Source organism: Azospirillum sp., assembly GCF_050789165.1.
The window spans coordinates 171,562-191,603 of record NZ_JBOZRT010000050.1 but is presented as its reverse complement, the minus strand read 5'-3'; the positions used below and the strand labels follow the sequence as shown (position 1 = coordinate 191,603).

Sequence of the window (20,042 nt, the reverse complement as noted above, 5' to 3'; positions counted from 1 at the left end):
GAAGAGGCGCGATCATGGCGGAAACGACGGGCGGCACCAAGGGCCAAGTCCTCCACGGCGGCGACCTGGACGCCGCGCGCGCGGCGTACCCAACGGCGCCCGAGCCGTGGATCGACCTGTCCACCGGCATCAACCCGTGGCCCTACCCGCTGCCGGCCATTTCGGACACGGCCTGGACCCGCCTGCCGGGCCGCGGCGAGGAGGAGTCGCTGCGCGCCGCGGCCGCGGCGTATTACGGCGCCCCCTCGGCCGCGCACGCCGCGGCGGCTCCGGGGTCGCAGGCGCTGATCCAACTGCTGCCGCGGCTGCGCGCCCCGGGCCGCGTCAGCGTGCTCGGCCCCACCTACGCCGAGCACGCCCGCGCCTGGGCCGTCGCCGGGCATACGGTGCGGACGGTGGGGCGCCTTGAGGACCTTGACGGCGACGTCGCGGTGATCGTCAACCCGAACAACCCGGACGGCCGCGTCGTCGGCCGCGCCGACCTGTTCGCCCTGGCCGAGCGGTTCGCCGCACGCGGCGGCTGGCTGGTGGTGGACGAGGCCTTCGCCGACGTGGTGCCCGAAGCCGGCATCACCGACGCCGTGGACCGGCCGGGGCTGGTCGTCCTGCGCTCCTTCGGCAAGTTCTTCGGGCTGGCCGGCGTGCGGCTGGGCGTGGCGCTGGCGGCGGAGCCCCTGGCGGCGGCGATCCGCGACGCCGTCGGCCCCTGGGCGGTGCCGGGCCCCACCCTGGCGATCGCCACCCAGGCCTTCCAGGACGGGGCGTGGATCGCCGCCACGCGCCGCCGGCTGTCGGCCGAGGCCGCCGGGCTGGACGGGGCGCTGGCCGGGCTGGGCTTCACGGTGATCGGCGGCACGCCGCTCTATCGGCTTGCCCGTCACACATTTGCCACGCCAATCCTTAACGCTCTCGGTCGGGCGGGGGTGCTGGTGCGCCGCTTCGAGGACCATCCGGAGTGGCTGCGCTTCGGCCTGCCGCCTGACGACGACGCGCAACGGCGCTTCGTCTCCGCCGTGCAGGATGTGGTTGATAAATAAAATTCGCATTGCGTTTTAGATGGTTTATTGTCAACGCGCGACACAATGGCGCACCCAAAGGGTTCACGCGCATCGGGTAGCCTCTATGCCGACAGCACGATTGCGGCTCAACGGAACGGTATGACACTCTCACCGCCATGTTCGACGCGGATGCTTTCCCGGCGCCTGCGATGACCGGAGCTGGTGCCGAGCAGCCCCGGCCCTGGCGCATGTTCGACGCCCTGCCCACCGGCGTGTGCATCGCCACGCCCGCGGGCCGGATCGTCTACGCCAACCGGCATCTGCACGAGTTGCTCGGATACCCCTATGGCGAGTTGGAGGGCGAGGACCTCGGGCTGCTGCGCGGCGGCGATGGCGTGCTGCCGGTGCCGGGCCTGCCGCTGGAGGGCCGCGGCGGGCGCGAGCGCCGCTACCGCTGCCGCGACGGCGAGTTCGTCTGGGTGGTGGAGGCGGTGACCGTCTGCCAGGACGATGGCGGCGACCCGTACGAGCTGCGCACCGTCACCGACGTGTCGCACCACCGCCGGGCCGAGGCGGCGCTGCGCGACCAGCTGATGATGAAGGACGTCCTGTTCGAGACCCTGCCGGTCCCGGTCTTCGTGAAGGACGCGGACGGGCGCTTCGTCGATTGCAACGACGCCTTCGAGCGCTACACCGGCCTGCCGCGTCGCGCCGTCATCGAGAAGACCTCCTTCGACGTGCTGGACCCGCCGCTGGCGCACGTGCACGCCGCCATGGACCGCGACCTGCTGGTCAACTGGGGCCAGCGCAGCTACCAGGAGTCGGTGCCGCACGCCGACGGCATGCCGCGCCGGGCGCGCGTGTCGAAGGCGGTCTACCGCGACAACATCGGCGAGGTGGCCGGCATCGTCGGCGTCATCCACGACCTGTCGGCCGAGGACCAGCCCAACGAGGCACGGCTGCAGACCATCCTGGAGCAGAGCCCGATCGGCGTCTCCGTGTCGCGGCGCGAGGACGGCGTCGTCATCTTCGCCAACACCCGCTTCGCCGAGCTGACCGGCTTTCCGAGGGAGCGGGTGATCGGCTCGCGGGCGCGCGACTACTATGTGGACGACAACCAGCGCGAACGGGTGATCGAGCGGCTGCGCACCTCCGGGTCCGTGGTCAACATGGAGGTGCAGTTCCGCCGCGCCGACGGTTCGTCCTTCTGGACGCTGTTCACGGTGAACCAGGCGGTCATCCAGGGCGTCGAGGTCAACCTCGCCTGGATCTACGACTACACCGAGCGGCGCAACATGGAGGAGGCCCTGCGCGACATGGCCTCCAAGGACCCGCTGACCGGCATCTACAACCGCCGCTCCTTCATGGAACTGGGGCGCCAGCAGCTCGCCCGCTCGCAGCGCTTCCGCGAGCCGATGTCGGTGGTGGTGCTGGACGTCGACCACTTCAAGAAGATCAACGACAGCTACGGCCACGCCACCGGGGACGACGCGCTGCGCATGGTGGCGGGGGCGTGCGCGTCCATCCTGCGCGAGTACGACATCCTCGGCCGCCTGGGCGGCGAGGAGTTCGTGGTGGTGCTCCCCGGCGCCACGCCGGACGAATCGCGCGTGGTGGCGGAGCGCCTGCGCCGTCACATCGCCCGCATGCCGGTGCCGGGACCGGAGGGGCGGTTCCACATGACCGCCAGCATGGGCATCGCCGGCGTGGAGTCGGCGGGCGACACGCTGGAGAAGGCCATCCACCGCGCCGACCTCGCCCTCTATCGGGCCAAGCGCGAGGGGCGCAACCGCGTCATCGTTTTCGAAGCGGGTATGTGACCTCCGGCCGATTCCCAAGGAATTATGGCGAAATCGCGTTCCGGCCCGGCGCACGGATGGATTAGACTGCGGCGCCCTTTCGATCCAGAGGAGGAACCGTGGTCGCCCGTTTCGAGACCCAGCGCCTTCTGGCTGCCCGTGCCCGCCCCGACGACCTCGACGACCTCGCGCGCATGCACACCGACCCTGCGGTGATGGCGACGCTCGGCGGGCGGGTGTGGACCCCCGACGAGACGAAGGCCTTCCTGGACCGCCTGCTGGACCACTGGGATCGCCACGGCTACGGCGTGTGGACGCTGCGCGCCAAGGAGAGCGGCGCCTTCGTCGGCCGCGCCGGGCTGCGCCGCAAGCGGATCGACGGCTACGAGGAGACCGAGCTGCTGTACGCCTGCATGCCCGATTATTGGCGCCAGGGGCTGACCACCGAAGCGGCCGAGGGCATCACCGCCGTCGCCTTCGAGCGGCTGATGATGCCGAGCCTCGTGTCCTTCACGCTGCCGACCAACACGGCCTCGCGCCGCGTCATGGAGAAGGCCGGCTTCGGCTACGAGCGCGACTTCATCCACGCCGGCGAATTGCACGTGCTGTACCGCCGGCGGCAACGCCAGGACGCGGCGGCATGAGCATGGTGTTGAGCCGGCAGGACCGCCGTCGCCAGGACCGCGAGGACGACAAGCTGCTGCGCCACGGCATCCCGCCGGGCGATGACGCCGCGCCTCTGCTTGCCCAGGCGCGGCGGCTGTTGCGGATGCTGCGCGCCGGCAGCGCGGCGGACGCGGCGGCGGAGATCCACGGCGGGTTCGACACGGCCCTGCGCCGCGCGCCGCGCGAGCCGGTGGCCTGCCGCAAGGGCTGCTCGCACTGCTGCATCAGCTACGTCGCCGCCACCCCGCCGGAGCTGTTCCTGATCGCCCGCAGCCTGAAGGGCCCGCGCCGGGACGCCGTCGCCGCGCGCGTCGCCGAGGCCGACGCCGCCACGCACGGCCGCAGCATCGCCGAGCGCTTCGCCGAACCGCGGCTCTGCCCGCTGCTGGAGGACGGCGCGTGCGGAGTCTACCCGGTGCGCCCGAGCGCGTGCCGCAGCCTGGCGTCCTTCGATGCGGCGCTCTGCGGGCGCAGCTTCGGCGCGAACAGCGGGGAGGGGCTGCCGGCCCCGGCCGCGCCGATGCATCTGCGCAGCGCCTATCAGGCGAGCCTGCGCGCCGCGCTGACGCTGGCCGGGCTGCCGGCGGCGGCGTACGAGCTGAACGCCGGGCTCAACCGCGTGCTGACCACGCCCGACGCCGAGGCGCGCTGGCTGAAGGGCGAGGACGTCTTCGAGGGCATCGCGCCGGAAGCGGTGCCGAAGCCGCGCTTCGACGAGACGGTGCGGATCCTGGTGAGAGAGTTGCGCGCGGAGGGGCTATAGCGCCCTGACCTTCACTGGTACGCCCCGCACCTCGTCCACGTACGCCTCCAGCTCCATCGCCCGGCGCACGCCGGTGTGGCTGGCCAGCACGCGGCGGCGGGCGGCGCGGCCGATGGCGCGGGCGCGGGCGGCCGTGGTGTCGCGCAGCCAGCGGGCGACCTGCTCGGTGTCGTCGGTGATCAGGATTTCCTCGCCCGGCTTGAACAGGGTGTCCAGGCCGGCCCAGGGGTCGGAGATGATCGGGACGCCGCAGGCCGCCGCCTCGAACAGGCGCACGCTCGGCGACCAGCCGGCGGCCACCATGTCGGCGCGCGTCACGTTCAGGGTGAAACGCTGGGCGTTGTAGAAGGCGCGGTGCTCGGCCGGGGGCAGGTGCTCGACCCGCTGCACGTTGGCCGGCCAGTCGATGTCCGCGGGGTACTGCGGCCCGGCGACGATGAAGGAGGCCTGTGACAGGTGCCGCGCCGGCTCGACCAGCAGGCGGTCGAGCGTCGGCTGGCGGTCGGTGCTGTAGGTGCCGAGATAGCCGAGGTCCCAGCGCACCGGCCCCAGCTCGGGGAAATAGCCGTCGGTATCGACCGAGCAATAGAGCACCCGCGCACGCTGGGCGCCGAACTCCCGCTCCAGCCGGTCGAGGATCGGACCGCCGGTGAAGGACAGGTACAGGTCGAAGCCGGGGACGACGGCGGCGCTCAGGTACTCGGTGTCGCCGCGCTCCAGCCGGGCCACGGTGACGGGCGTGTCGATGTCGTAGAAGGCGGTGACGCCCTGCGCGGTCTCCTGCACCCACTCGGACACGGCGACGCCGTCCGGCACGTAGGATCCGACGATCACGAGGTCGGCGCCGCGCACGGCCTTGGCGTGCTTCTCGGCCAGCTCGTCCAGGCTGTCGTAAAGGGCGACCGAGCAGAAGTCCGGGTTCGGCATGTCCCGGTTCTCGGCGTACCAGGGCTTGTCGCGCTCCAGGAACAGCACGCGGTGGCCGCGCTGCGCCATGCCCTTCAGCAGCGCCCGGAAGGTGGTGGCGTGCCCGTTGCCCCAGGACGAGGTGATCGACAGGCCGAGGACGACGACGTCCAGAGAACGCTGCGCCATCACACCCCCTCCGTGAGGCGCAGGTGGGTGACGTCCATGCCGGACAGCAGCGCTTCGACCAGCACGGCGCGCTGCTCGTAGGTGTGGTGCGCCAGCACGCGCCTCATCGCCGCCTGGCCGACGGCGTGGGCGCGCTCCGGCGTCAGGGCGGCGAGCTGCTCCGCCACCTCGGCACCGTCGCGGGCGACCAGCACCTCGCGGCCGGGCTCCAGGAAGGTGGGGATGCCGACCCAGTCGTCGGTGATCAGGCAGGCGCCGGCCCCGGCCGCCTCGAACACGCGGGTGGCGGGGGAGTAGCCCATGGCCGCCATGCTCTCGCGGCTGATGTTCAGCACCGCCATGGCCGAACAGTTCAGCGCGTTGTGGTCGGCGGTGTAGACGTGGCCCAACGCCTTGACGTTGGCCGGCATCGGCTTGTCGTGCCAGCCGTTGCCGCCCAGCAGGAAGCGCTTGTCCGGCAGCCGCGCTGCGGCGTCGAGGAAGAACCGCTCCACCCGCGCCTCGCGGTCGGGCAGGCGGTTGCCGAGGAAGGTCAGGTCGGCGAAGAACTTGGGCTGGAACGGCACCGGGTGGTGGGTGTCGGGGTCCAGCGCGTTGTAGATCGGCACGCAGGCCTGCGCGCCCAGCGCCCGGAACGCCTTGATGACCGGCGGGCCGCCGCCGTAGGTCAGCACGAAGTCGAACTTGGGGATCAGCGCCCGCAACGGCTCGGCCGGGTTGGCGTCGAGCTGCGCCAGGGTGGCCGGGGCGTCGACGTCCCAATAGACCGCGAGGCCGTCCGGGCGGCGGATGCCGAGCACGCCGGCGGCCAGCTCGTCGTCGAACACGCCGACGCCGCTGGCCTTCACCACGATGTCGGCGCCGCGCGCCTTCTCCAGCGCCCAGGACACGCCGCTCTCGGTCGCCGGGTATACGACGACGCCGGCCCAGTCGGGGTCGGGGATGTCGCGGTGCTTCTGACGGTCGTAGGCGTCCGGCTCGAAGAAGGTCACGCGGTGGCCGCGCGCGGCGAGCGCCCGGATGATTCCGCGGTAGTAGGTCGCGGCCCCGTTCCAGTAGGCGGAAACCAGGCTCGACCCGAAGAAGGCGATCTCGAGACCGGCCATCAGACGATGCCCTCCCCAACAGACAATGATTGGACGGACTGAGCGGCGCCCAGCTCCTCGCAGACGGCCAGAAGCTCGTCCACGCGGTGGGCGCAGGTGTGGCGGCGGCGGATGGTCTCCAGCCCGTTGCGGGCGAGGTCCGCCGCGAGGTCGCGGCAGTTGAGGACGAGACGGATCAGCTCCACCATCGCCTTGCCGTTGCGCGCGACCAGGAAGTCGGTGCCGGGCCGGAACAGCCCCTCGGCGTCCAGCCAGGGCGCGGAGATCAGCGGGATTCCGCAGGCCAGCGCCTCGAACACGCGGATCGTCGGGATGCCCGGCAGCGCCCGCACGTAGGGCCGGCGCGGCACGTGCACGGTCAGGCGGTGCCGCGCGAACAGCTCCGGCGCGCGGTGGTTGGGCAGCCAGCCGCCGTAGCGGATGCCGGCGCCCTTCAGCGCCTCCAGCGCGGCGTCGGGGTAGCGCACGCCGTGGACGACGGCGCGCAGCTTCAGCGCCTTGACGGGCTCCAGCAGGAACTCGTGCAGCTCGGCCGTGCGCTCGTCGTCGCCCCAGTTGCCGATCCAGACGAGGTCGCCCTCCTCCGGCTGGTCGGGGATCGGGTGGAACAGCGCGGTGTCGGCCGCCTCGTGCCACGTCCAGGCGCGGCCGGCCCAGCCGAGGTCCAGGTAACGCTGGCGCAGCACCTCGCCGAACGCCAGAACGCCGTCGTAGGCGGAGAGGTCCAGCGCCTCCATCTCCTCGGGCTTGGAGACGACGCGGTGGTGCGTGTCGTGGAACAGCAGGCGGTAGCGCCCGCCCCGCGCGCGGTGCCGGCCGATGCGGGCGACCAGAGCGGGATCGGTCCACTCGTGCACCAGCACCACGTCGGCGCCGTCCAGCGCGGCGTCGAGGTCGAGGGCGGCCGGGTCGTAGGTCTGCGACTCCATGCCGGGGAAGGCGGTGCGGAAGGCCTCCTCGCTGCCGCCGTCGGCCAGCATGTTGCTACGGCTCCAGCCGTCGGCCGGCTCGAACACGCGCACCGCGTGGCCGCGGCCGGTCAGCTCGCGGACCACGCCGCGCAGGAAATGCGCGTTGCCGTGGTTCCAACAGGAGACAAGCGAATGGGTGAAGAGAACGAAGCGCATCGGGTCCCGCTTGGTGTGCATGGGCTCAGCGACGCCCAGACTGCGGCAGGCCTACGGCCTTGCGAAGCCGGGGAAGAGCGGTACGACCAGCGTCCGCCGACCTATCCCGCGGGTGCCGGGCACAGGTCCGGCCGGGAGGTCCGGGCGGCGGTGCGCCGGGCGCTCAGCAGGTCGCCGTAGGCGCGCCGGTAGCCGCGCCCCATGCGCACCCCGCTGTAGGCGAGCGCCCGGCGGCGGGCCAGCGCGGCCAGTTCCGCCCGGCGTTGCGGATCGGCGGCCAAGCGGTTGAGGACGCGGGCCAGCCCGTCGCGGTCGTCGGGATCGACAAAGACGGCGGCGCCGTTCCACAGCTCGCGCAGCGTCGGGATGTCGCCGAGCACCAGGGCGCACCCCGCCAGCGCCGCCTCCAGCGCCGCCAGCCCGAACGGCTCGTAGCGGGCGGGCAGGGCGAAGACGGCGGCCTTGCCGTACACCCGCGCCAGCGCGTCCGACGACAGCCGGCCCAGGTGGCGAACGTGCCGCGGCGGGGCGTGCGACCCGTCCGGTCCGTCGGCGTCGCCGGCCACCAGCAGCGGCCATTGCAGGCGCGGCGCCACGGCATCCAGCGCGGCGATGTTCTTCGCCTTGTCCCACACCCGACCGGCGCTGAGGATGAACGGCCGCTTGGCGTGCGGCCGGTACAGTGCCGGATCGCGGCCGTTGGCGATCACCCGCGTCCGGGGGAGCGGCCCGTAGAGGTCGTCCAGGTCGTCGAGCATCGCCCGCGTCGGCGCCACCACGAGGTCGGCGAGCCGCAGCCCGTCGGTGACGCGCCGGGCATAGCGGTCCCAGTCCCGGGGGGCGGATTCGCGGTGCACGCCCCGCCACCAGGACAGCACGCAGGAATGGCCGACGCTCAGCACCGGTGCCGTGAAGGGCAGCGCCGCCTGGGCGTAGCCGTTGACGTGCACGATGTCCGGCCGGACGCGGCGTTCCAGCTCCAGGAGCCAGTCGCCGGCGCGCTCCAGGTCGTCCTCGGGGTCCGGCATCCATTCCAGGCGGAACGGCGCGTCGTCCAGAGTCAGGCCGGGGACGCGCTGGGCGGCGGCGCGCTTGTCGTCGTCCAGCCCGCCGCCCATCACCGCCAGCGAGACGCCGACGCCTTGCCGGGCCAGCGAGCGCGCCAGTTCCAGGGAATAGTCCCAGACGCCGCCGACGGCGTCGGCGGTCATCAGGACGCGGTTTGGGCGGCCGGGATCCACCTCAGGCATCGCCGACCGTTTCCAGCTCGCGGATCGGGCGGGGCGCCTGGTCCTGGAAGTCGCAGAAGGCGCTGTGGTGAGTCAGGTAGTGGTCCACCGCCCGCTCCCAGGCGTCGTCGTCCGGCAGGCCCCAGCGCAGCCGGTACTCGGGCGAGCCGGGGTAGGGGAACAGCGGCACCGGGTCGTTGGCCCACACGCCGTGGGCGCGCATGTGGTCGCGCCACGCGGCGATGCGCTCCTGCGTGTCGTGCTCGGACAGGATCAGGTTGGCCTGGACGAAGGGCACCGCCTGTTTGGCGAGGATCAGGCGCTGGCTCAGCTCGTCGGTGCCCATCCGGCACTTCTTGTCGAGCGCGGCGCGGCCCTCCACCGACAGGCTCTCGACGCCGGCCTCGATGGACACGCAGCCGGCCTTGCCCAGCAGCTCGATCATCGGCGGCTTCCACAGGTCGAGCCGCGTCTGGATGCCGAACGTGACCGGCCGTTCGGCGAGCGCCTGCAGCAGTGGCTCGTTGGGCAGGAAGATCTCGTCGATGAAGTAGATGTACTCCACGCCCTGCGCCACGAGGCCGTCCAGCTCCTCGACCAGCACCGGCACCGGCCGCTTGCGGTAGACGTCGCGGAAGTTCTCCTTGGCGCAGAAGGTGCAGTTGTACGGGCAGCCGCGCGAGGCCTCCATCTCCGCGCCGGGCCCGCCCGGCTGGGCGTCGAAACGGTGATGATGGTGCTGGTGGCGCCGGATCCACTCGTCCGGCCAGTGCAGGGCCGGCAGGTCGGTGAACCGCGCCGCCGCGGGGCCGCCGTTGACGCCCTCCGCGGTGCAGACGTGCGGCACCACCGTCCAGTCGGCGGCCTGCGCGAGGGCGACCAGCACCTCCTCGCACTCGCCCATCACCACCGCCTCGACGCCAAGCTTGCGCAGCGTCGCCTGCGGCGTGGTCGAGCCGTGCGGGCCGACGGCGACCATGCGGCCGCCGACGTCCTTCAGCGCGACCACCGTCCGGATCGGCACCCGCAGCTCCGGCGGTGCGCAGCGCCAGAACAGGTAGCTGGGCGCCGTGGTGACCACCGTCGCGTCGGGATGCAAGTCGGCGACGCGACGCCGCGTTTCCTCCAGGCTCAGCCCGAAGAGCTGGGCGTCGATGATCTCGGCCTCGTGCCCGGCCTGCTCCAGGAGCATCTTGGCGTAGCCGAACTCCAGGGGCAGGTGCGGGTCGCGGCAGCCGAAATAGATGCTGCCGTCGAAGCTCCAGGGCGGGTTGACCAGGGCGAACTTCATGCGCTCACTCCTCAGGACGCCACGCGCAGGCTCGGCTTGACCGGGGCGGCGGCGTCGGTCAGCCAGCGGCACAGGCGGCCGAGCCCTTCTTCGGCGCTCACCCGCGGGCGCCAGCCGGTGCGCTCGAAGAAGCGGCCGGTGTCGGAGACGTACCAGGGCTGGTCGCCCGGCCGCCATTCGTCGTAGCGGCGCTCCACCGCGCAGCCGGTCAGGGCCGGCAGCCGTTCCAGCACGTCGTGCAGGCTGACCGCGTTGCCCGGACCGCCGCCGATGTTGAACGCCTCGCCTTTCAGCGAGCCGATGCGGTCCACCGCCAGCCTCAACGCCTCCACCAGATCGTCCACGAACAGCACGTCGCGGACCTGCCGGCCGTCGCCGTACAGGGTGACCGGCTCGCCGGCCAGCACGCGCCTGATGAAGTGCGCGACCCAGCCCTGGTCCTCGGTGCCGAACTGGTGTGGGCCGTAGATGCAGCTCATGCGGAAGACGGCGCAGGGCAGGCCGTAGGTCCTGGCGTAGTCCAGCACGTACTGGTCGGCCGCCCCCTTCGAGCATCCGTACGGGCTGGCGAAGTCGAGCGGCTGCGCCTCCGGCACGCCGCGCCCGGCCAGCAGCGCGTCGCGCGGCACATAGCGCTCGCCGTCGGTGGTGAAGCCCACGCCCGGCAGCTTGCCGTACACCTTGTTGGTCGAGGTGAAGACCAGGGGCGGCGGGGTTCGCCGCGCCCGCACCGCCTCCAGCAGGTTCAGCGTGCCGGCGGCGTTGACGGTGAAGTCGTGCACCGGATCGACGAGGCTGGTGGTCACGGCCACCTGGGCGGCGAGGTGGTAGACCGCCTCGGCCCGGCTCACCGCGTCCCGCACGGCGTGCGCGTCGCGGATGTCGGCGACGCGGGCGTCGATGCGGTCGCCGTGGGTGGCCTGCAGCCACGCCAGGTTCTGCTCCACCCCGGCGCGCGACAGGTTGTCCAGGATGATGACGCGCCGCCCCTCGGACGCCAGACGGTGCGCCAGGTTGCAGCCGATGAAGCCCGCGCCGCCGGTGACCAGGACGCCGCCCGTCGCGCCCGCCGTACGGGCGCTCATACCGACAGCCCCCGGCCGGCCAGTTCGCGCCGCATCTCGTCGATGCGGTCGACGGCGATCTGGCGGCTCAGCCACTCGGCCAACTCGGCCAGCCCGTCCTCCAGCGTCACCCGCGGCTCGTAGCCCAGCACCTCCCGCGCCCTGGAGATGTCCGGCCAGCAATGCCGGATGTCGCCGACGCGGCACTGGCCGGTGATCTCCGGCTCGATGTCCTGGCGGCCGACCGCGACGGCCAGCGCCGAGGCGGCCTCGCGCACGGTGCGGCAGACGCCGGAGCCGATGTTGAAGATGCCGCCGGCCGCCTTGTCCTCCGCCATCGCCAGCCGGATCGACTGAACCACGTCGTCCACGTGCACGAAGTCGCGGCGCTGGTGGCCGTCCTCGAAGATGGACGGGGCCTTGCCGTTCAGCAGGCGGGCGGCGAAGTTCGCCAGCACGCCGGTGTAGGGGTTCGACAGCGCCTGCCGGGTGCCGTAGCAGTTCCAGAAGCGCAGGGCCACGGTGGGGATGTTGTAGGTCTCGCCGATCAGCAGGCAGAGCCGCTCCTGCACGTACTTGTTCAGCGCGTAGACGGAGGCGAGGGTGGGGCGCATGCCCTCGTGCGTCGGCGCGGGGCGCACGCCCTCGCGGCCGGCGACCTCGTGCTCCCAGCGGCCGGCGCGCATCTGCTCGACGCTGCGCGGGCCGACCTCGACCGGACGGCCCTCCGCATCGAGGTACAGGCCCTCGCCGTAGACGCTCATGCTCGACGCCACGATGACGCGGCCGACCGGCCTCTCGGTCAGCGCCTGCATCAGCACCGCGGTGCCGGTGTCGTTGACGTCGGTGTAGTCGGCGACCTGGTACATGCTCTGGCCGACGCCGACGCGGGCGGCGAGGTGCACCACCGAGTCGACCCCGATCAGCGCCGACTTGACCGCGTCGGGGTCGCGCACGTCGCCGCGCTGCAGCTCGACGTCGGGGTTCAGGTAGTCCGGCCGGCGGCCCGCTTCGCCGTGCACCTGTTCTTCCAGCGAGTCCAGCACACGCACGTGATGTCCCAGGGCCAGCAATTCATCGGCGAGATGGGAACCGATGAACCCGGCACCACCGGTGATCAGAACTCGCTGCGTCATTGGGTCCTCCGGAACGTCTCATCCTGCGGCTGAACGCCGCGGGCGGATGTCGAGTTCCGGAAAGAAGTGCAAATTTTCAGCACCTAAAGTAAAAATATTATTTCAACGAAAGTAATACCTCTTGACGGCAATGCTCCGATTCCGCGGTTGACATCGAGGCTCTTGTTGTCCGGGCGTTCATTGTTGCGCGTTTGAAATTTTCGTTAAAATTGATCCAAATCAATCGCGATTGGTATTACCGTGCGACAAGCTCCATACGACCAAAGAAGGGGCACGAGGCAGGCATGGCGCGGCCAGACGTTCACCTCACGGGGCGGGAACGCACCTTCCAGCCCGACGAGATCATCGTCTCCAAGACGGATCTCAAGGGGATCATCACCTATGCCAACGACGTCTTCATCCGCGTCAGCGGCTTTAGCGAGGAAGAGCTGCTTGGCAAGCCGCACAACCTGATCCGCCATCCCGACATGCCGCGCTGCGTCTTCAAGCTGCTGTGGGACACGCTCGGTGCGGGGCAGGAGATCTTCGCGTATGTCGTGAACCTCTCCCGCAACGGCGACCATTACTGGGTTCTCGCGCACGTCACGCCGGTGCACGACCGGAACGGGCGCATCGTCGGCTACCACTCCAGCCGCCGCGTGCCGACGCGGCCGGCGGTGGAGAAGGCGGCCGGGCTCTACAAGGCGCTGCGGGCCGAAGAGGCCAAGCACACCAGCCCCAAGGACGGCATGGCCGCCGCCGGGGCGATGCTGACCGCCATCCTGCGGGACAAGGGAGTGAGCTATGACGAATTTGTCTTCTCTCTCTAAGGGCTTGTGGGCGATCGGCGGCACGGCGGCGGTGGTCGCGGTGCAGGGCGCGCTCGGCGCCGTGTCCGGCGACTGGGTGCAGGCGGCGCTGGGCGTGGGCGGTCTGGCGGCGTGCGGTCTGGCGGCGCGCTGGGTTGCCGATGCGCGCGCCAAGGTCTACCGGGCGGGCGCGGTGATGGAGGCGGCGGAGAAGGGCGACCTGCAGCCGCGCGTCCTGCACGTGCCGGGCGACGACCCGCTGGCGTCGATGCTGCGCAACACCAACCGCCTGCTCGACCGTGTCGAGGCGTTCGGCAAGGAGGCCGACGCCGCCATGCAGTACGCGGCGCAGGGGCGCTACTTCCGCCGCATCGTGATGACCGGCATGGTGGGCGACTTCGCGGTCTACGCCAAGCATGTCAACGAGGGCCTCGCGGCCATGGAGCGCCGCAGCGCCGAGTTCGTGGACAGCGCCACCAGCATCGGCGCCAGCATCCGCGAAGTGGCCCAGATGCTCTCGGCCAGCGCGTCGGAGCTGGAGGCGGCGTCCGGCAGCATGAGCCACGTCGCGTCCGAAACCTACGAGCAGTCCTCCGACGCGGCGAGCGCGGCGGAGACCGTCTCCGGCAACGTCGAGGGCGTGGCCGCCGCGACGTCCCAGGTGTCCGGCGCCATCGCCGAGGTGGCGCGCGGAGTCGCGCGCACCGCGGAGCTGGCCAAGGATTCCGTGGGCAAGGTGGTGGAGGCGGACGGCACCATCCGCTCGCTGCTGGCGGCCTCGGAGGAGATCGGCGCGGTCGTGAGCCTGATCAACTCGATCGCCAGCCAGACCAACCTGCTGGCCTTGAACGCCACCATCGAGGCGGCGCGGGCCGGCGAGGCGGGCAAGGGATTCGCGGTGGTCGCCACCGAGGTGAAGAACCTCGCCAACCAGACCGCCGGCGCCACCGAGGAGATCACCAAGCAGATCGCCGCCGTGCAGGCGGTGACCAAGGCGACGGCCGAGGCCATCGGTTTGGTCGGCCGGATGATCCACGACATCGACGAGATCGCCGTCGGCATCGCCGGCGCCGCCGAGCAGCAGAGCGCCGCCATCGGCGAGATCAGCCGCTCGATCCGCGAGGCGTCGGAGGGCGTGCGCACCGTGGCCGGCGCCGTCACCCAGGTCGCCGCCGGCACCCAGGAGGCGAGCGCCGCGGCCGGGCAGGTTCTCAGCTCGGCCGGCGATCTGTCCAGGCGCGCGTCGGACCTGAACCGCGACATCGACGAGTTCGTCAACCGGGTGGTCGCGCAGCGGTAGGGACGGGCGGACCGTCTGGATTTGGACCGTCTGGATTTGTCGGGGGAGGCGGACTATAACCGGCCTCCCACCTTCAATCGACGAACTCCCGCCATGCACGACCTCCGCGCCATCCGCGACAATCCCGAAGCCTTCGACCGCGGGCTCGCCCGCCGTGGGCTGGAGCCCATGTCCGGCACGGTGCTCGACCTGGATTCGCGCCGCCGCGCCGCGCAGACCCGCATGCAGGAGATGCAGGCCCGCCGCAACGAGGCGGCCAAGGAGATCGGGCTGGCCAAGAAGGAAGGCCGCGATGCCCAGCCGATCCTCGACGAGATGGCCCAGCTCAAGGAGCGGCTGCCGCAGGCCGAGGAGGAGGAGCGCCGCATCGGCGCCGAACTGGACGACCTGCTCGCCCGCCTGCCCAACCTGCCGGCCGACGACGTGCCCGAGGGCAAGGACGAGCACGACAACGTCGAGGTCCGCCGCTGGGGCGAGCCGAAGGCGATCGCCGACGCCAAGCAGCATTTCGAGCTGGGCGAGGCGCTGAAGCTGATGGACTTCGACGCCGCCGCCCGCATGTCCGGCGCGCGCTTCACGGTGCTGAAGGGCGGTCTGGCGCGGCTGGAGCGGGCTCTGGCGCAGTTCATGCTCGACCTGCACACGACCGAGCACGGCTACACCGAGGTGGCGCCGCCGCTGATGGTGCGCGACACCGCGCTGTTCGGCACCGGCCAACTGCCGAAGTTCGAGGAGGACCTGTTCCGCACCAACACGGACCATTTCCTGATCCCGACCTCGGAAGTGCCGCTGACCAACCTCGTCGCCGACCAGATCCTCGATCAGGAGACCCTGCCGCAGCGCTACACCGCGCTCACCCCCTGCTTCCGCGCCGAGGCCGGGTCGGCGGGCAAGGACACCCGCGGCATGATCCGCCAGCACCAGTTCTGGAAGGTGGAGATGGTCTCCATCACCGCCCCCGAGCAGTCGGAGGCGGAGCATCAGCGCATGACCCGCTGCGCCGAGACGGTGCTGGAGAAGCTGGGCCTGCCCTACCGCACCATCGTGCTGTGCACCGGCGACATGGGCTTCTCCGCCCGCAAGACCTACGACGTGGAGGTCTGGCTGCCCGGCCAGGGCATGTACCGCGAGATCTCCAGCTGCTCCAACTGCGGCGACTTCCAGGCGCGGCGCATGAAGGCGCGCTGCCGTCCCAAGGGCGAGAAGCAGACCCAGTTCGTGCACACGCTGAACGGCTCGGGCGTGGCGGTGGGACGCTGCCTCATCGCGGTGGTCGAGAACTACCAGCAGCCGGACGGGTCGATCCTGGTTCCCGATGCGCTGCGGCCCTACATGGGCGGCCTGGAGAGGATCGCGGCCTGATGTTCGAGCTTCCCATGGACCTGTCCAAGGCGCGGATCCTCATCAGCAACGACGACGGCATCCACGCCGAGGGCATCCGCGTGCTGGAGAAGGTCGCCCGCACGCTGTCGGACGACGTCTGGGTGGTGGCGCCGGAGGCCGAGCAGTCGGCCGCCAGCCACTCCCTCACCATCCACCGGCCGCTGCGCCTGAAGCAGGTGGGCGAGAAGCGCTACACCGTGGACGGCACGCCGACCGACTGCGTGCTGCTGGCGATCAACCACATCTTCAAGGACGATACGAAGCCGACGCTGGTGCTCTCCGGCATCAACCAGGGCTCCAACATCGGCGAGGACGTCACCTATTCCGGCACCATCGCCGCGGCGATGGAGGCGACGCTGCTCGGTGTCCCCGCCATCGCGCTGTCGGCGCACTTCGAGCGCCGCGACGCGATTCCCTGGGAGACGGCGGAGCGCTGGGGCGCCGAGGTGATCCGCAAGGCGGTGACCGTGCGCTGGCCGAAGAACGTGCTGCTGAACGTGAACTTCCCGGCGGTCGGGCCGGACGCGGTGACCGGCATCCACGTGGTGCGGCACGGCAAGCGCAAGATCGGCGACGAGCTGATGGAGCGCGTCGATCCGCGCGGCCGGCCCTACATCTGGATCGGCGCGCTGCGCGGCGAATCCGAGGTGGCGCCGGACACGGACATCCACACCGTGTTCAACGGCGGCATCTCGATCACGCCGCTGTTCCTCGACCTGACCCACAACCCGACGCTGCAGACGCTGAAGCAGGCCTTTGCGTGACGCGCCGTTTGCCCCCACCCCTGACCCCTCCCCCGCTGCGCAGGGGAGGGGAAGACCTCCTCCCCCTGCGAAGCGGGGGGAGGTTGGGAGGGGGGCAACCGGCAGGAAGCCCCCCATGACCATCGACGCGCGGAAGATCCGCCTGATCATGGCGTTGCGCCGGTCGGGAGTGACCGACACGAGGGTGCTTGCCGCGATCGAGCGGATCCCGCGCGAGATGTTCGTCCCCGCCTCCTTCCTGGATCAGGCGTGGGAGGACACGGCCTTGCCCATCGACCTGGGCCAGACCATCAGCCAACCCCTGGTGGTGGCGCTGATGACCCAGGCGCTGGAGGTCACCGACCGCCACCGCGTGCTGGAGGTCGGCACCGGCTCCGGCTATCAGGCGGCGGTGCTGTCGCGGCTGTGCCGGCGGCTTTATTCCATCGAGCGGCTGCGGCCGCTGCTGAACGAGGCGGAGCGGCGGTTCCAAGCGCTGCGCCTGCACAACATCACCACCCGCCACGGCGACGGCACCCGCGGCTGGCCCGAGGCGGCGCCCTTCGACCGCATCATGGTCACAGCCGCCGCCGGGCCGGAACCGCCAAAAGACTTGACGGAACAGCTCGCGGTTGGTGGTGTCATGGTGATTCCGCTCGCGGCGGGCAACTACGGCGACCAGCGCGTGGTCCGCATCCGCCGCACTGACCATGGTTTCGACCGGGAGGATCTGTGGCCCGTCCGCTTCGTGCCCTTGCTGTCCGACACGCCGCCGGACGACGCCCCGCGGGCCGACCTGGCATGAGCATGCGTGCTTTGGCGGTGTTCGCCGTCGTGCTGCCGCTGGCCGCCGCGTGCGAGCGCACCGCACCGCCGCCGCCGGTCACCACCGTCGGCAACGCGCCGGATTCGGCCGGTGGCGCCATCATCGTCGGTCGCGGCGACAGCCTGTACACGCTGTCGCGCCGCTACAACGTGCCGCTGCGCGACCTGATGGACGCCAACCGGCTGACGCCGCCCTACACGCTGGAGCCGGGCCAACGCCTCGTGCTGCCGACCTCGCGCCAGTACATCGTCCAGAAGGGCGACACGCTGACCAGCATCTCGCGCATGTTCAACGTCGAGATGACCGAGCTGTCGCGCCTCAACGGCCTCGCCGCGCCCTACGCCGTCCACACCGGACAGCCGTTGCGCCTGCCGGCCGGCGGCAGCCGCATCACCGAGACCGCCGACAGCGGCGCCGCGCCCGCCGTGGCCGCCGCTCCCGCCGCCAAGGTGAGCCGCGGCGGCGTGCAGGTGTCCGACCTGCCGCCCCCCGGCGGCGCCTCGGCTCCACCCGCGCCGATCCCGTCCGGCAAGCCGATGGGGACTCCGCTGGCCGCGCCGGGCGCGCCGTCGGTCGTCGCACCCGCGGCAGGAGCCGCCGCGGGTGCGGTTTCCGCCGCTCCGCCGCTTCCGGCCGCCGGTGAATACCTGCCCGGCCAGGCGCCCAGGATGCTGCGCCCGCCCGGCTCCAAGCCGTCGCCGGCCGAGACCGCCGCCGTTGCACCGCCGCCGGCCGCCACGCCGGCGCCGGCGCCCACCCCGCAGGAGGTCGCCGTCGCCGCCCCGGCGAAGCCCGAGGTCGGCACGCCGCCGCCGCGCGGCTCCGGCCGGTTCCTGTGGCCGGTGAAGGGCAAGCTGCTGTCCGGATTCGGGCCCAAGCCGGACGGGCTGAACAACGACGGCATCAACATCGGCGCGCCGAAGGGCACGGCGGTGGTCGCCGCCGACAACGGCGTCGTCGCCTACGCCGGCAACGAGTTGCGCGGCTTCGGCAACCTGCTGCTGGTCAAGCACGACGGCGGCTGGATCACCGCCTACGCCCACCTCGACAGCATGCTGGTGGAGCGCGGCGCCAAGGTGAAGCGCGGCGAGAAGATCGGCACGGTCGGCCAGAGCGGCTCGGTCAACACGCCGCAGCTGCACTTCGAGCTGCGCAAGGGGTCGCACGTGGTCGACCCCCGCGATCAGATGGACGGCAACCCGCAGCTCAGCGAAGGGGCTTCCCCAGCCGGCCGGCAAGGTCCTGGATGAACTGCCAGGCCACGCGGCCCGACCGGCTGCCGCGCGTGACCGACCATTCCACCGCCTCGGCGTGCAGCTGCTCGGCCGGCACGTCGAGGCCGAAGCGGCGGGCGTAGCCCTCGACCATCGCGAAGAAGGTCGGCTGGTCGCAGTTGTGGAAGCCCAGCCACAGGCCGAAGCGGTCGGACAGCGACACCTTCTCCTCGACCGCCTCCGCCGGGTTGATGGCGGTCGAGCGCTCGTTCTCGATCATGTCGCGCGGCATCAGGTGGCGGCGGTTCGAGGTGGCGTAGAACACCACGTTGTCCGGCCGCCCTTCGACGCCGCCCTCCAGCACCGCCTTCAGCGACTTGTAGTGGCTGTCGTCGTGGTCGAAGGACAGATCGTCGCAGAACAGGATGAAGCGCCGCTCCTGCCCCTTCAGCAGGTGCAGCAGCCGGGGCAGGGTGGGGATGTCCTCGCGGTGGATCTCCACCAGCGCCAGGGTGCCGGGCTTCTCGGCCGTCACCTGGGCGTGCACCGCCTTGACCAGCGAGCTCTTGCCCATGCCGCGCGAGCCCCAGAGCAGCGCGTTGTTGGCCGGCAGGCCGGCGGCGAACTGCCGGGTGTTCTCCAGCAGGATGTCGCGCGCCCGCTCGATGCCCTGCAGCAGGCCGATGTCCACCCGATTCACCACCGGAACCGGGTCCAGGCGGTCGGGGTCGGCGTGCCAGACGAAGGCGTCGGCGGCGGCCACGTCCACCGGGCGGGCCGGCGGCGGGGCCAGGCGGTCGAGCGCGTCGGCGATGCGGGTCAGCAGCGGCAGGAGCTGGGAGTCGGGCGTTGGCACGGCGAAAACCATTCGATGGGTGGTGGAAAGCCGCCCCGACGTGTCCATCTATGGGCGGCGAGCCACCGTACCGGCAGGGCGCGCGGCGGACAAGCGGCAGGGCCATCGCGCGCCATTGCCCAATCCCGTTGCATCGCGGCCCGGGCCGGCTATAGTCGCGCCCGTATCATGCCGCGCGCTAACGATTCATTAGATTAAGGAGCCACCAGGATGTTCGTATCGACGGCCTATGCCCAGACCGCCGGGGGCGCCGGGGGCGGCGACATGCTCGTTCAGTTCGCGCCGCTGATCCTGATCTTCGTCGTCTTCTACTTCCTGCTGATCCGTCCGCAGCAGAAGAAGCAGAAGGAACACAGGGCGATGCTCGATTCCATCCGCCGCGGCGACCGCGTCGTGACCGGCGGCGGCATCATCGGCACCGTCAGCAAGGTCGACAACGACGAGCTGCAGGTCGAGATCGCCGAGGGCGTCAAGGTCCGCTGCATGCGCGGCACCATCAACCTGGTGCTCGCCCGCACCGAGCCGGCCAAGGGCGGTTCCGCCCCCGCCGCCGGCGAGACGGCCGCCGCCCCCGCCGAGAAGGCGGAGGAGGGCAAGGGCCTCGGCAAGCTGTTCGGCCGCAAGTAAACGCCGCGGCCAATGCTTTAGAGGTTTTGGG

General features: G+C 71.3%; 19 protein-coding genes. 11 read left to right on the top strand and 8 right to left on the bottom strand.

The features are described 5' to 3' along the window. Positions 1 to 14: 14 nt before the first annotated feature. From cobD to ACRWK7_RS12300, 4 genes are all read left to right on the top strand, one after another. Positions 15 to 1,037: a threonine-phosphate decarboxylase CobD gene (gene cobD / locus ACRWK7_RS12315; protein ID WP_431856513.1), complete on the top strand. Its 1,023-nt coding sequence runs from the start codon at positions 15 to 17 to the stop codon at positions 1,035 to 1,037. A 170-nt stretch (positions 1,038 to 1,207) separates the two neighbouring features. Then, positions 1,208 to 2,818: a diguanylate cyclase gene (locus ACRWK7_RS12310; RefSeq protein WP_431856512.1), complete on the top strand. Its 1,611-nt coding sequence runs from the start codon at positions 1,208 to 1,210 to the stop codon at positions 2,816 to 2,818. A 98-nt stretch (positions 2,819 to 2,916) separates the two neighbouring features. After that, the gene (locus tag ACRWK7_RS12305) at positions 2,917 to 3,441 is read left to right on the top strand and encodes a GNAT family N-acetyltransferase (protein ID WP_431856511.1); all 525 of its coding nucleotides are present in this window, start codon (positions 2,917 to 2,919) and stop codon (positions 3,439 to 3,441) included. Continuing rightward, positions 3,438 to 4,226, top strand: coding sequence for a YkgJ family cysteine cluster protein (locus ACRWK7_RS12300; RefSeq protein WP_431856510.1), 789 nt, complete (start codon positions 3,438 to 3,440; stop codon positions 4,224 to 4,226). Before ACRWK7_RS12305 ends, ACRWK7_RS12300 begins: the two co-directional genes overlap by 4 nt. On the opposite strand, the gene ACRWK7_RS12295 is transcribed toward ACRWK7_RS12300, so the two are convergent. The 7 genes from ACRWK7_RS12295 to ACRWK7_RS12265 all read right to left on the bottom strand — a co-directional run bounded on the left by ACRWK7_RS12295 (position 4,221) and on the right by ACRWK7_RS12265 (position 12,274). Then, a complete protein-coding gene (locus ACRWK7_RS12295) occupies positions 4,221 to 5,321 on the bottom strand; it encodes a CgeB family protein (RefSeq protein ID WP_431856509.1) in 1,101 nt (366 codons plus the stop codon). The genes ACRWK7_RS12300 and ACRWK7_RS12295 overlap by 6 nt on opposite strands. Beyond that, on the bottom strand, positions 5,321 to 6,427 hold the full coding sequence (locus ACRWK7_RS12290) for a CgeB family protein (protein WP_431856508.1): 1,107 nt from the start codon (positions 6,425 to 6,427) through the stop codon (positions 5,321 to 5,323). Before ACRWK7_RS12290 ends, ACRWK7_RS12295 begins: the two co-directional genes overlap by 1 nt. Then, positions 6,427 to 7,575 (bottom strand): CgeB family protein, encoded by a 1,149-nt coding sequence (locus ACRWK7_RS12285; RefSeq protein WP_431856507.1) that lies wholly within the window; start codon positions 7,573 to 7,575, stop codon positions 6,427 to 6,429. Before ACRWK7_RS12285 ends, ACRWK7_RS12290 begins: the two co-directional genes overlap by 1 nt. An 80-nt stretch (positions 7,576 to 7,655) precedes the next feature. Further along, on the bottom strand, positions 7,656 to 8,804 hold the full coding sequence (locus ACRWK7_RS12280; RefSeq protein ID WP_431856506.1) for a glycosyltransferase family 4 protein: 1,149 nt from the start codon (positions 8,802 to 8,804) through the stop codon (positions 7,656 to 7,658). Beyond that, positions 8,797 to 10,074 carry a TIGR04295 family B12-binding domain-containing radical SAM protein gene (locus ACRWK7_RS12275; protein WP_431856505.1) on the bottom strand — a complete coding sequence of 426 codons (1,278 nt, stop codon included), beginning with the start codon at positions 10,072 to 10,074 and terminating at the stop codon, positions 8,797 to 8,799. The genes ACRWK7_RS12280 and ACRWK7_RS12275 overlap by 8 nt, the downstream gene beginning before the upstream one ends. Before the next feature lie 11 nt (positions 10,075 to 10,085). After that, on the bottom strand, positions 10,086 to 11,159 hold the full coding sequence (locus ACRWK7_RS12270; RefSeq protein WP_431856504.1) for an SDR family NAD(P)-dependent oxidoreductase: 1,074 nt from the start codon (positions 11,157 to 11,159) through the stop codon (positions 10,086 to 10,088). Beyond that, complete coding sequence (locus ACRWK7_RS12265) at positions 11,156 to 12,274, bottom strand: SDR family NAD(P)-dependent oxidoreductase (protein ID WP_431856503.1); 1,119 nt, start codon at positions 12,272 to 12,274, stop codon at positions 11,156 to 11,158. Before ACRWK7_RS12265 ends, ACRWK7_RS12270 begins: the two co-directional genes overlap by 4 nt. A gap of 284 nt (positions 12,275 to 12,558) precedes the next feature. Here ACRWK7_RS12265 and ACRWK7_RS12260 point away from each other — a divergent pair, with 284 nt between their 5' ends. The 6 genes from ACRWK7_RS12260 (at position 12,559) to ACRWK7_RS12235 (ending at position 18,564) form a co-directional block, all read left to right on the top strand. Continuing rightward, complete coding sequence (locus ACRWK7_RS12260; RefSeq protein ID WP_431856502.1) at positions 12,559 to 13,083, top strand: PAS domain-containing protein; 525 nt, start codon at positions 12,559 to 12,561, stop codon at positions 13,081 to 13,083. Then, positions 13,058 to 14,362, top strand: a complete 1,305-nt coding sequence (locus ACRWK7_RS12255; RefSeq protein ID WP_431856501.1) for a methyl-accepting chemotaxis protein — start codon at positions 13,058 to 13,060, stop codon at positions 14,360 to 14,362. Before ACRWK7_RS12260 ends, ACRWK7_RS12255 begins: the two co-directional genes overlap by 26 nt. A 93-nt stretch (positions 14,363 to 14,455) precedes the next feature. Further along, the gene (gene serS / locus ACRWK7_RS12250) at positions 14,456 to 15,724 is read left to right on the top strand and encodes a serine--tRNA ligase (protein WP_431856500.1); all 1,269 of its coding nucleotides are present in this window, start codon (positions 14,456 to 14,458) and stop codon (positions 15,722 to 15,724) included. Next, complete coding sequence (gene surE / locus ACRWK7_RS12245; protein WP_431856499.1) at positions 15,724 to 16,509, top strand: 5'/3'-nucleotidase SurE; 786 nt, start codon at positions 15,724 to 15,726, stop codon at positions 16,507 to 16,509. The genes serS and surE overlap by 1 nt, the downstream gene beginning before the upstream one ends. A gap of 115 nt (positions 16,510 to 16,624) precedes the next feature. Continuing rightward, a complete protein-coding gene (locus ACRWK7_RS12240; RefSeq protein WP_431856498.1) occupies positions 16,625 to 17,293 on the top strand; it encodes a protein-L-isoaspartate(D-aspartate) O-methyltransferase in 669 nt (222 codons plus the stop codon). Then, a complete protein-coding gene (locus ACRWK7_RS12235; RefSeq protein ID WP_431856497.1) occupies positions 17,290 to 18,564 on the top strand; it encodes a peptidoglycan DD-metalloendopeptidase family protein in 1,275 nt (424 codons plus the stop codon). Before ACRWK7_RS12240 ends, ACRWK7_RS12235 begins: the two co-directional genes overlap by 4 nt. Here ACRWK7_RS12235 and ACRWK7_RS12230 read toward each other — a convergent pair. After that, a complete protein-coding gene (locus ACRWK7_RS12230) occupies positions 18,521 to 19,384 on the bottom strand; it encodes an ATP-binding protein (protein WP_431856495.1) in 864 nt (287 codons plus the stop codon). The two genes, ACRWK7_RS12235 and ACRWK7_RS12230, sit on opposite strands and share 44 nt — an antisense overlap. 210 nt (positions 19,385 to 19,594) lie before the next feature. Here ACRWK7_RS12230 and yajC point away from each other — a divergent pair, with 210 nt between their 5' ends. Then, on the top strand, positions 19,595 to 20,011 hold the full coding sequence (yajC, locus tag ACRWK7_RS12225; protein ID WP_431856494.1) for a preprotein translocase subunit YajC: 417 nt from the start codon (positions 19,595 to 19,597) through the stop codon (positions 20,009 to 20,011). The last annotated feature ends 31 nt before the right edge of the window (positions 20,012 to 20,042 follow it).

Coding starts and splice junctions, on each gene's coding strand:
- cobD (WP_431856513.1), top strand. CDS start 15: ATGGCGGAAACGACGGGCGGCACCAAGGGCCAAGTCCTCCACGGCGGC.
- ACRWK7_RS12310 (WP_431856512.1), top strand. CDS start 1,208: ATGACCGGAGCTGGTGCCGAGCAGCCCCGGCCCTGGCGCATGTTCGAC.
- ACRWK7_RS12300 (WP_431856510.1), top strand. CDS start 3,438: ATGAGCATGGTGTTGAGCCGGCAGGACCGCCGTCGCCAGGACCGCGAG.
- ACRWK7_RS12295 (WP_431856509.1), bottom strand. CDS start 5,321: ATGGCGCAGCGTTCTCTGGACGTCGTCGTCCTCGGCCTGTCGATCACC.
- ACRWK7_RS12290 (WP_431856508.1), bottom strand. CDS start 6,427: ATGGCCGGTCTCGAGATCGCCTTCTTCGGGTCGAGCCTGGTTTCCGCC.
- ACRWK7_RS12285 (WP_431856507.1), bottom strand. CDS start 7,575: ATGCACACCAAGCGGGACCCGATGCGCTTCGTTCTCTTCACCCATTCG.
- ACRWK7_RS12280 (WP_431856506.1), bottom strand. CDS start 8,804: ATGCCTGAGGTGGATCCCGGCCGCCCAAACCGCGTCCTGATGACCGCC.
- ACRWK7_RS12275 (WP_431856505.1), bottom strand. CDS start 10,074: ATGAAGTTCGCCCTGGTCAACCCGCCCTGGAGCTTCGACGGCAGCATC.
- ACRWK7_RS12270 (WP_431856504.1), bottom strand. CDS start 11,159: ATGAGCGCCCGTACGGCGGGCGCGACGGGCGGCGTCCTGGTCACCGGC.
- ACRWK7_RS12265 (WP_431856503.1), bottom strand. CDS start 12,274: ATGACGCAGCGAGTTCTGATCACCGGTGGTGCCGGGTTCATCGGTTCC.
- ACRWK7_RS12260 (WP_431856502.1), top strand. CDS start 12,559: ATGGCGCGGCCAGACGTTCACCTCACGGGGCGGGAACGCACCTTCCAG.
- ACRWK7_RS12255 (WP_431856501.1), top strand. CDS start 13,058: ATGACGAATTTGTCTTCTCTCTCTAAGGGCTTGTGGGCGATCGGCGGC.
- serS (WP_431856500.1), top strand. CDS start 14,456: ATGCACGACCTCCGCGCCATCCGCGACAATCCCGAAGCCTTCGACCGC.
- surE (WP_431856499.1), top strand. CDS start 15,724: ATGTTCGAGCTTCCCATGGACCTGTCCAAGGCGCGGATCCTCATCAGC.
- ACRWK7_RS12240 (WP_431856498.1), top strand. CDS start 16,625: ATGACCATCGACGCGCGGAAGATCCGCCTGATCATGGCGTTGCGCCGG.
- ACRWK7_RS12235 (WP_431856497.1), top strand. CDS start 17,290: ATGAGCATGCGTGCTTTGGCGGTGTTCGCCGTCGTGCTGCCGCTGGCC.
- yajC (WP_431856494.1), top strand. CDS start 19,595: ATGTTCGTATCGACGGCCTATGCCCAGACCGCCGGGGGCGCCGGGGGC.